The organism is Streptomyces sp. R33, assembly GCF_041200175.1.
Taxonomy (GTDB): domain Bacteria; phylum Actinomycetota; class Actinomycetes; order Streptomycetales; family Streptomycetaceae; genus Streptomyces; species Streptomyces katrae_B.
The window spans coordinates 2975839-2987088 of sequence record NZ_CP165727.1 but is presented as its reverse complement, the minus strand read 5'-3'; the positions used below and the strand labels follow the sequence as shown (position 1 = coordinate 2987088).

General features: G+C 69.6%; 11 protein-coding genes, 5 tRNA genes and 1 pseudogene. 15 read left to right on the top strand and 2 right to left on the bottom strand.

The annotated features are described in order from the left end of the window. Positions 1–103: 103 nt before the first annotated feature. The 9 genes from AB5J51_RS13435 to AB5J51_RS13395 all read left to right on the top strand — a co-directional run bounded on the left by AB5J51_RS13435 (position 104) and on the right by AB5J51_RS13395 (position 4062). Positions 104–286: a hypothetical protein gene (locus AB5J51_RS13435; RefSeq protein ID WP_078987135.1), complete on the top strand. Its 183-nt coding sequence runs from the start codon at positions 104–106 to the stop codon at positions 284–286. Positions 287–384: 98 nt separating this feature from the next. Further along, entirely contained in the window at positions 385–1173 is a 789-nt protein-coding gene (locus AB5J51_RS13430) for a fumarylacetoacetate hydrolase family protein (protein ID WP_053784940.1), read from the top strand. Then, entirely contained in the window at positions 1166–2641 is a 1476-nt protein-coding gene (gene gltX / locus AB5J51_RS13425; protein WP_053784939.1) for a glutamate--tRNA ligase, read from the top strand. Before AB5J51_RS13430 ends, gltX begins: the two co-directional genes overlap by 8 nt. Positions 2642–2757: 116 nt before the next feature. After that, positions 2758–3486, top strand: a complete 729-nt coding sequence (locus AB5J51_RS13420; protein WP_053784938.1) for an HAD family hydrolase — start codon at positions 2758–2760, stop codon at positions 3484–3486. Positions 3487–3572: 86 nt separating this feature from the next. Continuing rightward, positions 3573–3644: transfer RNA gene (locus AB5J51_RS13415), tRNA-Gln, on the top strand. Between the two features lie 27 nt (positions 3645–3671). Continuing rightward, positions 3672–3744, top strand: a tRNA-Glu gene (locus AB5J51_RS13410). Positions 3745–3808: 64 nt separating this feature from the next. Next, a tRNA-Glu gene (locus AB5J51_RS13405) sits at positions 3809–3881 on the top strand. Between the two features lie 21 nt (positions 3882–3902). Further along, positions 3903–3974: transfer RNA gene (locus AB5J51_RS13400), tRNA-Gln, on the top strand. 15 nt (positions 3975–3989) lie between these two features. Beyond that, positions 3990–4062 (top strand) — tRNA-Glu (locus tag AB5J51_RS13395). Positions 4063–4232: 170 nt separating this feature from the next. Here AB5J51_RS13395 and ndgR read toward each other — a convergent pair. Beyond that, positions 4233–4949, bottom strand: a complete 717-nt coding sequence (gene ndgR, locus AB5J51_RS13390) for an IclR family transcriptional regulator NdgR (RefSeq protein WP_030304142.1) — start codon at positions 4947–4949, stop codon at positions 4233–4235. 184 nt (positions 4950–5133) lie between these two features. Between ndgR and leuC the strand changes: the two genes are divergently transcribed. The 4 genes from leuC to AB5J51_RS13370 all read left to right on the top strand — a co-directional run bounded on the left by leuC (position 5134) and on the right by AB5J51_RS13370 (position 8341). Continuing rightward, positions 5134–6558, top strand: coding sequence for a 3-isopropylmalate dehydratase large subunit (gene leuC / locus AB5J51_RS13385; RefSeq protein ID WP_369777780.1), 1425 nt, complete (start codon positions 5134–5136; stop codon positions 6556–6558). 5 nt (positions 6559–6563) lie between these two features. Next, positions 6564–7157, top strand: a complete 594-nt coding sequence (gene leuD / locus AB5J51_RS13380; protein WP_369777779.1) for a 3-isopropylmalate dehydratase small subunit — start codon at positions 6564–6566, stop codon at positions 7155–7157. 137 nt (positions 7158–7294) lie between these two features. Next, positions 7295–7522: a hypothetical protein gene (locus tag AB5J51_RS13375; protein WP_030298523.1), complete on the top strand. Its 228-nt coding sequence runs from the start codon at positions 7295–7297 to the stop codon at positions 7520–7522. Positions 7523–7666: 144 nt separating this feature from the next. After that, the gene (locus AB5J51_RS13370) at positions 7667–8341 is read left to right on the top strand and encodes an HU family DNA-binding protein (RefSeq protein WP_053786099.1); all 675 of its coding nucleotides are present in this window, start codon (positions 7667–7669) and stop codon (positions 8339–8341) included. Between the two features lie 303 nt (positions 8342–8644). On the opposite strand, the pseudogene cofC reads toward AB5J51_RS13370, so the two are convergent. After that, positions 8645–9247 (bottom strand): annotated as a pseudogene (gene cofC / locus AB5J51_RS13365) (2-phospho-L-lactate guanylyltransferase); the annotation flags it as partial. 241 nt (positions 9248–9488) lie between these two features. Here cofC and AB5J51_RS13360 point away from each other — a divergent pair. Then, on the top strand, positions 9489–10241 hold the full coding sequence (locus AB5J51_RS13360; protein WP_053786100.1) for a 1-acyl-sn-glycerol-3-phosphate acyltransferase: 753 nt from the start codon (positions 9489–9491) through the stop codon (positions 10239–10241). Further along, complete coding sequence (locus AB5J51_RS13355; RefSeq protein ID WP_053786101.1) at positions 10238–11248, top strand: NAD(P)H-dependent glycerol-3-phosphate dehydrogenase; 1011 nt, start codon at positions 10238–10240, stop codon at positions 11246–11248. The genes AB5J51_RS13360 and AB5J51_RS13355 overlap by 4 nt, the downstream gene beginning before the upstream one ends. Positions 11249–11250 lie beyond the last annotated feature (2 nt).

The window sequence follows — 11250 nt, the reverse complement described above, 5'->3', positions numbered from 1 at the left end:
CTTCCCGGTTGAGCGGGGGAATCGGATGTTTAGCCTTGCCCTTTACAGGGTTGACGGATCCGACAACCCCCACCCCGCAACCGAGCCGAGGGCCCGAGACACCGTGAAGACGACGATGATGTTCCGCAACATAGCCAACCCCCGCCGCACCACCCTCGCGCACCTCAAGGACGCCGAGGAGCTGCAGGCGACCGAGGCTCCGGAGCACGCCGTCGAGCTCCCCACCCAGACCGCGAACCCGCGCCGCACGATCCTGATGGACGCGCCGGTCGCCGCCGCGCAGTAAGCCACACGGCAAAAGGAGCGCGAAGCGCCGCTGCCTGCCGCGTTAGCCTGGGGACGCAGACTCCAGCCGGCGGAAAAACAGAGGGGCAGACGCAACACGTGCGCATCGCCAGGTTCTCCATCGACGGCAATGTCGCGTTCGGCGCGGTCGAGGGCAGCACTGCCCCCGGCGCCGAGGGTGAGCTCGTCCTCGACATCATCAAGGGCATTCCGTTCGCGGACTTCGAGCTCTCGGGCACGAAGGTCCCGCTGAGCAAGGTCCGGCTGCTGCCGCCCGTGCTCCCGAACAAGGTCGTGGCCATCGGCCGCAACTACGCGGAGCACGCGGCAGAGCTCGGAAACGAGGTCCCGGACGTCCCGATCACCTTCTTCAAGCCGTCCACCTCGGTGGTCGGCCCGGGCGACCCGATCACGTACCCCTCTTTCTCCCAGGACCTCCACCACGAGGCGGAGCTCGCCGTGGTCATCGGCCGCATGTGCCGAGAGGTCCCCAAGGAGCGCGTCAAGGACGTGATCCTCGGCTACACCTGCGCCAACGACGTCACCGCCCGCGACGTCCAGCAGCGCGAGAAGCAGTGGGCCCGGGCCAAGGGCTTCGACAGCTCCTGCCCCCTCGGCCCGTGGATCGAGACCGAGCTCGACCCGAGCGATCTGACCATCCAGTGCACCGTGAACGGCGAACAGCGCCAGCTCGGCCGCACCAGCGACATGGTCCGCTCCATCGAGGACCTCATCGTCCACATCACCGAGGCCATGACGCTGCTCCCCGGTGACGTCATCCTCACGGGGACCCCGGCCGGAGTCGGCCCCCTCAACGTCGGCGACGAGGTCGCCGTCACCATCGAAGGCATCGGCACTCTCACCAACAAGGTGATCAAGCGTGACTAACGCGAACGTCCGCGTACGTTTCTGTCCCTCCCCGACCGGCAACCCCCACGTGGGCCTGGTCCGGACCGCCCTCTTCAACTGGGCGTTCGCCCGCCACCACGGCGGCACGTTCGTCTTCCGCATCGAGGACACCGACGCGGCCCGCGACTCCGAGGAGTCGTACGTCCAGCTGCTCGACTCGCTGCGCTGGCTCGGCTTCACCTGGGACGAGGGCCCCGAGGTGGGCGGCCCGCACGCCCCGTACCGCCAGTCCGAGCGCATGGACATCTACGCGGACATCGCCCAGCGCCTGCGTGACGGCGGCTACGCCTACGACTGCTACTGCACCACCGAGGAGCTGGACGCGCGCCGTGCCGCCGCCCGCGCCGCCGGCAAGCCCTCCGGCTACGACGGCCACTGCCGCGAGCTGACGCAGGTGCAGCTGGAGGCGTACCAGGGCGAGCACCGCCCCTCGATCGTCCGCTTCCGGATGCCCGACGAGACGATCACCTTCACGGACCTGGTCCGCGGCGAGATCTCCGTCACCCCGGAGAACGTCTCCGACTTCGGCATCCTGCGGGCCAACGGCGCCCCGCTGTACACGCTGGTCAACCCGGTCGACGACGCGCTGATGCAGATCACGCACGTGCTCCGCGGTGAGGACCTGCTGTCCTCCACCCCGCGCCAGATCGCGCTCTACAAGGCGCTGATGGAGCTCGGCATCGCCACCGGCGTCCCGCAGTTCGGCCACCTGCCGTACGTCATGGGCGAGGGCAACAAGAAGCTCTCCAAGCGCGACCCGGAGAGCTCGCTCAACCTGTACCGCGAGCGCGGTTTCCTCCCCGAGGGCCTGCTGAACTACCTCTCGCTCCTCGGCTGGTCCTTCTCCAAGGATCAGGACGTCTTCTCGATCGAGGAGATGGTGGCGAAGTTCGACATCCCGGACGTCAACGCCAACCCGGCGCGCTTCGACCTCAAGAAGGCCGAGGCCATCAACGCCGACCACATCCGCCTGCTGGACCCGAAGGCCTTCGCGGACGCCTGCACCCCGTGGCTGCAGGCCCCGCACGCCAACTGGGAGGCCGAGGACTTCGACGCCGAGGCCTGGGCGGCCATCGCGCCGTACGCCCAGACCCGCGTGACCGTCCTGTCGGACATCACCGCCAACGTCGACTTCCTGTTCCGCAAGGAGCCGGTCGAGGATCAGGCGTCCTGGGACAAGGCGATGAAGGGCGAGCCCGCGGCCCTCCTGACCACCGCCCGCGCCAACCTGGACGTGGCCGACTGGAGCGACCCCGAGTCCCTCAAGCAGGCCGTCCTGACCGCCGGCGAGGCCCACGGGCTCAAGCTCGGCAAGGCGCAGGCCCCGGTCCGCGTGGCCGTCACCGGCCGCACGGTCGGCCTGCCGCTCTTCGAGTCCCTGCAGATCCTGGGCAAGGAGCGCTCGCTGTCCCGCATCGACGCGGCCCTGGCCAAGCTCGCCGCGTAACCGATCCGCGTGTCCCTCAGGGGGCGGCGGCCGGGGGAGGATCCCCGGCCGCCGCCCCCTGAGGTGTTTCGGCAAACCCCGGGGGCGGCGCCCCGCGATGTCGTAGCGTCGGAGGTATGCCGATCCGCGCCGTGCTGTGGGACATCGACGACACCCTGTTCGACTACACCGGGGCGGACAGCGCCGGCCTCGCGCGCCGGCTCGCCGAGGAGGGCATCGCCGACCGGTACGGCTCCCCCGCGCAGGCGCTCGCGCTGTGGCGGGAGATCACCACCCGCCACTGGGAGCGCTTCGCCGCCGGGGAGGTGGGCTTCCAGGAGCAGCGCCGCGACCGGGTGCGGGACTTCCTCGGCGAGCCCGGGATGAGCGCGGCCGATGCCGACGGCTGGTTCGACCGGTACGTCGCGCACTACAAGGCCGCCTGGACCCTGTTCCCCGATGTCGTGCCCGTACTGGACGCCCTCGCGGCCGGCTACCGGCACGGGGTGCTCTCCAACTCCTCCACCGTCAACCAGGACCCCAAGCTGCGCCACCTCGGGCTGCGCGAGCGCTTCGAGGTGCTCGTGTGCGCCGCGGAACTGGGCGTCAGCAAGCCCGAGGCAGAGGCCTTCCTGGCGGCCTGCGCGGCGCTCGGGCTGCCGCCGGGCGACGTGGCGTACGTGGGGGACCAGCCGGAGATCGATGCGCGCGGCGCCCGCGACGCCGGGCTGACCGCGGTCTGGCTCGACCGCGACGGCGGACGCGGGCCGGGCCCCGACGGCGTGCACCGGATCGCCGGGCTCGCACGGCTCCCGGAGCTGCTGGCCTCGGATACCCGTTTTGGAGCACGGTCAGGCATCCGGTAATGTTCTTTCTGCGCCGCCGGAGCGGGCCGAAAGGCCGGACGGAGGCGCCACTCGAAAGAAAAGCCCCCCAGGGGGTTGACTTTCGGTGGGGTATAGTGTAATTGGCAACACGAGGGTTTCTGGTTCCCTTATTCTAGGTTCGAGTCCTGGTACCCCAGCGCAGTGCAGTAGTAACGCAGTGCTTTGCCCCCGTTGTGTAGCGGCCTAGCACGCCGCCCTCTCAAGGCGGTAGCGCCGGTTCGAATCCGGTCGGGGGTACAGATCCTTCCCGCAAGATCTCCATTTGGGTAGCTCCCGGACGTCTTGATGCAGGATCGCTAGGGCCCCCGTTGTGTAGCGGCCTAGCACGCCGCCCTCTCAAGGCGGTAGCGCCGGTTCGAATCCGGTCGGGGGTACTGGTCTGGTATAGACCACATTGGGCTATGGTGTAATTGGCAACACGAAGGTTTCTGGTTCCTTTGTTCTAGGTTCGAGTCCTGGTAGCCCAGCGCAGTACAGAGCAAGCCCCCGTTGTGTAGCGGCCTAGCACGCCGCCCTCTCAAGGCGGTAGCGCCGGTTCGAATCCGGTCGGGGGTACGCACGGAAGAGGCCCTCCGCGTTCGTCGCGGAGGGCCTCTTCGCTGTTCCCGAACGCACTCCCGCCCCCGTACCGGCCCGGTACAAGTGCGGGCCCGGAGGCGCGTGTTCGGACGTGTGCGGCGTCGTACGCGCCCCCGGGCCCGGGGGAGTGGGGAAAGGCCGGGAGGTCAGCCGGAGCGGCGCAGGGCCTCCGTCAGGCGGGCGGCCGCGTCGATGACGGCCTGGGCGTGCATCCGGCCCGGGTGGCGGGTCAGGCGCTCGATCGGCCCGGAGACCGACACGGCGGCCACCACGCGGTTCGACGGCCCGCGCACCGGTGCCGAGACGGACGCCACGCCGGGCTCCCGCTCGCCGATCGACTGCGCCCAGCCGCGGCGCCGTACGCCCGACAGGGCCGTCGCCGTGAAGCGCGCGCCCTGCAGCCCGCGGTGGAGCCGCTCGGGCTCCTCCCAGGCCATCAGGATCTGCGCGGCCGAGCCGGCCTTCATCGGGAGCGTGGAGCCCACCGGGACGGTGTCCCGGAGGCCCGAAAGCCGCTCCGCGGCCGCCACGCAGATGCGCATGTCGCCCTGACGCCGGTAGAGCTGCGCGCTCTCGCCCGTCACGTCACGGAGGTGGGTGAGTACCGGTCCCGCCGTGGCCAGCAGACGGTCCTCGCCGGCCGCGGCGGCGAGCTCCGCCAGCCGCGGTCCGAGGATGAACCGGCCCTGCATGTCCCTCGCCACCATCCGGTGGTGTTCCAGTGCCACGGCCAGGCGATGTGCCGTGGGTCGTGCGAGCCCTGTCGCCGCGACCAGCCCGGCGAGGGTGGCCGGACCGGACTCCAGTGCGCTCAATACCAGAGCTGCCTTGTCGAGAACGCCGACGCCGCTAGAGTTGTCCATGAAACGATATTCGCGTCTCACACTGTGAAACGCAAGTTCAATTTTTCCAAGAACCAGCGAGTCTGTATGTGCGGGTCCACGAACCACTGGGTCCGAGCCGTCGTCCGGCGCGTGGGGTCCGGGCGATCAGGCGCACCAGATCTCTATAAAGCGCCGGCACAACCGGCCGGCCGGAGGGAAAGCGATGGGTAGGACACTCGCGGAGAAGGTCTGGGACGACCATGTCGTCCGGCGCGCCGAGGGCGAGCCCGACCTCCTCTTCATCGATCTGCACCTGCTGCACGAGGTGACCAGCCCCCAGGCCTTCGAGGGCCTGCGGCAGGCCGGCCGCAAGGTCCGGCGGCTCGACCTCACCATCGCCACCGAGGACCACAACACCCCCACCCTCGACATCGACAAGCCGATCGCGGACCCGGTCTCCCGGGCCCAGCTCGAGACGCTGCGCAGGAACTGCGCGGAGTTCGGCGTGCGCCTGCACTCGCTGGGTGACGTCGAGCAGGGTGTCGTCCACGTGGTGGGACCGCAGCTGGGCCTGACCCAGCCGGGCACCACCGTGGTCTGCGGTGACTCCCACACCTCCACGCACGGCGCCTTCGGCGCGCTGGCCTTCGGTATCGGCACCAGCCAGGTCGAGCACGTGCTGGCCACCCAGACGCTGCCGCTGGCCCGCCCCAAGACGATGGCGATCACCGTCACCGGCGAGCTCGCCGAGGGCGTCACCGCCAAGGACCTGATCCTGGCGATCATCGCCAGGATCGGCACCGGCGGCGGCCAGGGCTACATCCTGGAATACCGCGGCGAAGCCATCGAGAAACTCTCGATGGAAGCACGCATGACCATCTGCAACATGTCGATCGAGGCCGGCGCCCGCGCGGGCATGATCGCCCCCGACCAGACCACCTTCGACTACCTGCAGGGCCGCGACCACGCCCCGAAGGATGCGGACTGGGACGCGGCGGTCGCGTACTGGAAGACCCTGCGCACCGACGAGGACGCCGTCTTCGACGCCGAGGTCGTCATCGACGGCACCACCCTGTCCCCGTTCGTCACCTGGGGCACCAACCCCGGCCAGGGCGCCCCCCTGTCGGCCCGCGTCCCCGACCCCGCTTCGTACGAGGACGCATCGGAGCGCCACGCCGCCGAAAAGGCCCTGGAATACATGGGGTTGACCGCCGGGCAGCCGCTGCGCGACATCAGGGTCGACACCGTCTTCGTAGGTTCCTGCACCAACGGCCGCATCGAGGACCTGCGCGCCGTCGCCGGCATCATCCAGGGCCGCAAAGTCGCCGACGGCGTACGGATGCTGGTCGTCCCCGGCTCCGTCCGCGTCGCCCTGCAGGCCGTCGAAGAAGGCCTGGACAAGGTCTTCAAGGAAGCCGGCGCCGAATGGCGCCACGCCGGCTGCTCGATGTGCCTGGGCATGAACCCCGACCAACTCGCGCCCGGCGAGCGCTCCGCATCCACCTCCAACCGCAACTTCGAAGGCCGCCAGGGCAAGGGCGGACGCACCCACCTGGTCTCCCCCCAGGTGGCCGCCGCCACCGCGGTACTGGGCCACCTGGCCTCGCCCGCCGACCTGTCCGACGCCCACGCGACCGCCGGAGTCTGAGAACCATGGAAGCCTTCACCACCCACACCGGCCGGGCCGTCCCGCTGCGCCGCAGCAACGTCGACACCGACCAGATCATCCCCGCCCACTGGCTGAAGAAGATCACCCGCGACGGATTCGAGGACGGACTCTTCGAGGCCTGGCGCAAGGACCCCGAGTTCGTCACCAACCGCCCCGAGCGCCGCGGCGCCACCGTCCTGGTCGCCGGCCCCGACTTCGGCACCGGCTCCTCCCGCGAACACGCCGTCTGGGCCCTGCAGAACTTCGGCTTCAAGACCGTCATCTCCTCCCGCTTCGCCGACATCTTCCGCGGCAACTCACTGAAGAACGGCCTGCTGACCGTCGTCCTCCCGCAGGAGACCGTCGAGCGGCTGTGGGAGCTGACCGAGAGCGACCCCACCGCCGAAATCACCGTCGACCTCGTCGCCCGCCAGGTCCGCGCGGCCGGAATCGAGGCGGAGTTCGAACTCGACGACAACGCCCGCTGGCGCCTCCTCGAAGGCCTCGACGACATCTCGCTCACCCTTCAGAACGAAGCGGACATCGCCACCTACGAAGGCACCCGACCGAGCCACAAGCCGCGCACGATTCAGGCCTGATTCCTGCCTGATCAGCGCTTATTCACCCTCGGGTGATCACATCGACAACACTGTGCCCCCCGCCTTCCGGCGGGGGGCACAGCCGTGTGTTGAGGCCCCGTGAGGCGACAACTCGCCCCAGATGGCACAATCTGTGCATGGAACGCGACAGTCAACTTGAGCTCTACGAACTCGTCGCGGACCGGCTGAAAGAAGCACACGCAAAGGTGCGCACACTGCAAGTCCCCGAGGCGGTAAGGATGGCGCTGTCCCGGAAGCTGTTGGTCGTCACGGCCGCGGCGAAGCACGATCTCGCCGATGCGGCAAGGCGCCTGGACAGGTTGATGAAGGACCTCGACGAGGGTCGATTCCCTGAAGGCGACTGATGCGAAGGAACTCCGTAACGACCTACACCGTTGCGGCACTAGGGTGATTAGCCCGTTTCGTGTTTGATTTGCGGTATATATCCGCCTAACGTGCGAAATAAGCTTGAACACATTCGTTCTGGCGAAGTCTCCGAAGGGGAAGACGTGAACAAGGCGCAGCTCGTAGAAGCGATTGCCGACAAGCTGGGCGGCCGCCAGCAGGCCGCGGACGCTGTCGACGCGGTACTGGACGCGATGGTCCGCGCTGTGGTCGCGGGCGACCGGGTCTCGGTCACGGGCTTCGGCTCGTTCGAGAAGGTCGACCGCCCGGCCCGCTACGCCCGCAACCCGCAGACGGGTGAGCGCGTCCGGGTCAAGAAGACCTCTGTTCCCCGCTTCCGCGCGGGCCAGGGCTTCAAGGACCTGGTCGCGGGCACCAAGAAGCTGCCCAAGGGCGGTGAGGTGTCGGTGAAGAAGGCGCCCAAGGGCAGCCTCTCCGGCGGAGCTTCCGCGACGGTCAAGAAGGCCGCGGCCAAGAAGGCCACCACCGCCAAGAAGGCGGCGGCGAAGACCACGGTCGCCAAGAAGACCACCGCCAAGAAGGTCGCCACCGCCAAGAAGGTGGTCGCCAAGACCGCCGCGGCGAAGAAGACCACGGCGACGGCGAAGAAGACCACCGCCACGGCCAAGAAGGCCGCGCCGACGGCGAAGAAGACCACCGCCACCGCCAAGAAGACGGCTCCGGCGGCCAAGAAGGCCACCGCGAAGACCACCGCGCCCGCCAAGAAGACGACGGCGCGCAAGACCACCGCGAAGAAGACCACGGCCCGCAAGAAGTAAGAAGGCCACGAGTCACACACGCCGGGCCGGTTTCCCCTCCCTGGGGAAGCCGGCCCGCGGTGCTGTCCGTGCAGGTCAGAAGGCCGGCACGGCCGAGACTCAGAAGGTCTGCAAGGTGATCAGGGTGATCCGCAGCGCCGGCCCCTCGCCGTCCGTCTCGATCCGGACCCGCTGCCCGGGGCGCAGCAGCCGCAGGCCGCCCGCGTCGAACGCCGGGGCCTCGAAGGGCACCGGGGTGCCGTCGTCCAGCAGCACACTGCCGCTGCGGGTCTGGGAGTCGTACGTGTACGCGGTCGCCTGCATACCGGCACTGTATCGGGCCGTGTGACGGCCCACACCGAGGGCGAGGGCCGTCCGCAGGTCCGCGGCCGTGTCCACGTCCCGGCGCACGCTCTCGACATCCGTGAGCGCTATTTCCGCAGCTCCCGAGGCCGAATGCCGGGCCCGCGACGGACCTCCGAACGAGGGTGCCAATTCCACGTCCGGCGCAGCGGAAAGCAAGGTCGTACCGATTCCCGCCGCATCGGCCAGAAATGCCCGGGGAAATGCGGATGCGGCTTCGAGCACGCGTAGCAATTCCGGTGGCCGCAGCGCGGGCAGATCCGCATTCATCGCGGCCACCGCCGCCCCGGGCCGCCCCGCACGTATCTCCCGCGCCCCGTGGGCCAGCGCCGCGTTGAGCCCGGCGGCCGGGGCGTCCGGCACGATGCGCGCCCCGAGCCGGGCCAGTTCCGCACCGGCCAGGGCGTCGTCCGTGACGACCACCACATCCGCGACTGCCGCGCAGGCCAGCGCCCCTGCCACGGTGTCCTGCGCGAACGCCAGCGCGAGCCCGGGACGGGACGCGCCCACGGCCGCCGCGAGACGGCTCTTGGCCACCGCCAGAGGCTTCAGCGGGACCACCAGACTCCAGACCGCGTTCGTGGCGGGCCCCTTCCCTCCGGTGCGCGTCCGTGCATGTGTGGACCAAGGCCGGGTCATGGCCGGGTCATGCGTCGGCCCATTGTCACCTCTGCCCGGTCGACCCGGAGGTCCGGTGCTCCGGGCGGGGCGTACGGTGTTCTCGACAGAGACCGGACCTGAGGCCACACTTGTCCGGCCGACGAGGTGCCCAAGCCACGCACCGGTCCTAGAGGAAGGTGTCCGAGTGTCCCGCCGCAGAATCGGCTTCTGGTACCGCCTGGCGGCGGTCATCGCAAAACCGCCGCTGGTGGTGCTCTTCAAGCGGGACTGGCGGGGAATGGATCACATTCCGGCCGACGGCGGGTTTATCACGGCCGTCAATCACAACTCGTATCTGGACCCGCTCTCCTACGCGCACTTCCAGTACAACACCGGCCGGGTGCCCCGATTGCTCGCGAAGGCGGCCCTCTTCAAGGTCCCCATTGTCGGCGCGATCCTGCGCGGCTCCGGCCAGATCCCCGTCTACCGCGAGACCACCAACGCCCTGGACGCATTCCGGGCCGCCGTGGACGCGATCGAGCGCGGTGAATGCGTGGCCTTTTATCCGGAAGGCACCCTCACCCGCGACCCGGACATGTGGCCGATGGCCGGCAAGACCGGCGCGGCCCGGGTCGCGCTGATGACCAAGGCACCGGTCATTCCGGTGGCCCAGTGGGGCGCGAACCTCGCGATGCCGCCCTACGCCAAGGAGGACAAGGTGCGGCTCTTCCCGCGCAAGACCCTCCAGGTGCTCGCCGGACCTCCCGTGGACCTCTCCGAGTTCTACGACCGCGAGCCCACCCCGGACGTGCTCAAGGCCGCCACCGAGACGATCATGGAGGCCATCACCGAGCTGCTGGAGGAGCTGCGCGGCGAGAAGGCGCCCGAGCAGCCGTACGACCATCGCAGGGCCAGGGCGGAACAGCGGCGCAGGGCCGCGGGGGAGGACCACAAGTGACACGTCCCGTGAAGGCGGCCGTCTTCGGAACCGGCTCCTGGGGCACGGCCTTCGGCATGGTGCTCGCCGACGCAGGCTGCGAGGTGACCCTGTGGGGCCGCCGCCGCGAGGTCGTCGACGCCATCAACACCGGCCGGACCAACCCGGACTACTTCCCGGACGTCGAACTCCCCGTGAACATGCGCGCCACCACCGACCCGGCCGAGGCCGCGGCCGGCGCCGATTTCGCGGTCCTCGCCATCCCCTCCCAGACCCTGCGCGGCAACCTCGCCGAATGGGCCCCGCTGCTGCCCGCCGACGCCGTGCTCGTCTCCCTGATGAAGGGCATCGAACTCGGCACCGCCAAGCGGATGAGCGAGGTCATCGAGGAGGTGGCCAAGGTCCCCGCCGAGCGCGTCGCCGTCGTCACCGGCCCCAACCTGGCCCGTGAGATCGCTGCCCGGCAGCCGGCCGCCGCCGTCGTCGCCTGCTCCGACGAAGCCGTCGCGCAGCGCCTCCAGGCGGCTTGCCACACCCCGTACTTCCGGCCGTACACGAGCACCGACGTCATCGGCTGCGAGCTGGGCGGCGCCGTCAAGAACGTCATCGGCCTCGCCGTCGGCATCGCGGACGGCATGGGCCTGGGCGACAACACCAAGGGCTCGCTCATCACCCGCGGCCTCGCCGAAGCGACCCGGCTGGGCCTGGCGATGGGCGCCGACCCGCTCACCTTCTCCGGTCTCGCGGGCCTCGGCGACCTCGTCGCCACCTGCTCCTCGCCGCTCTCCCGCAACCACACCTTCGGCACCAACCTCGGCCGCGGAATGACCCTCGAGGAGACCATCGCGGTCACCAAGCAGACCGCCGAGGGCGTCAAGTCCTGCCAGTCGGTGGCCGATCTGGCCCGCCGCCACGGGGTGGACATGCCGATCACCGACACCGTCGTCGACATCGTCCACCACGGCAAGCCGCCGCTGGTCGCGCTGAAGGAACTCATGGGGCGCAGCGCCAAACCGGAACGCCGCTGACT

Bases quoted from the DNA above. Each gene is read 5' to 3' on its own strand.
- AB5J51_RS13420 (WP_053784938.1), top strand. From the start codon at position 2,758: ATGCCGATCCGCGCCGTGCTGTGGGACATCGACGACACCCTGTTCGAC.
- ndgR (WP_030304142.1), bottom strand. From the start codon at position 4,949: ATGGACAACTCTAGCGGCGTCGGCGTTCTCGACAAGGCAGCTCTGGTA.
- leuC (WP_369777780.1), top strand. From the start codon at position 5,134: ATGGGTAGGACACTCGCGGAGAAGGTCTGGGACGACCATGTCGTCCGG.
- leuD (WP_369777779.1), top strand. From the start codon at position 6,564: ATGGAAGCCTTCACCACCCACACCGGCCGGGCCGTCCCGCTGCGCCGC.
- AB5J51_RS13375 (WP_030298523.1), top strand. From the start codon at position 7,295: ATGGAACGCGACAGTCAACTTGAGCTCTACGAACTCGTCGCGGACCGG.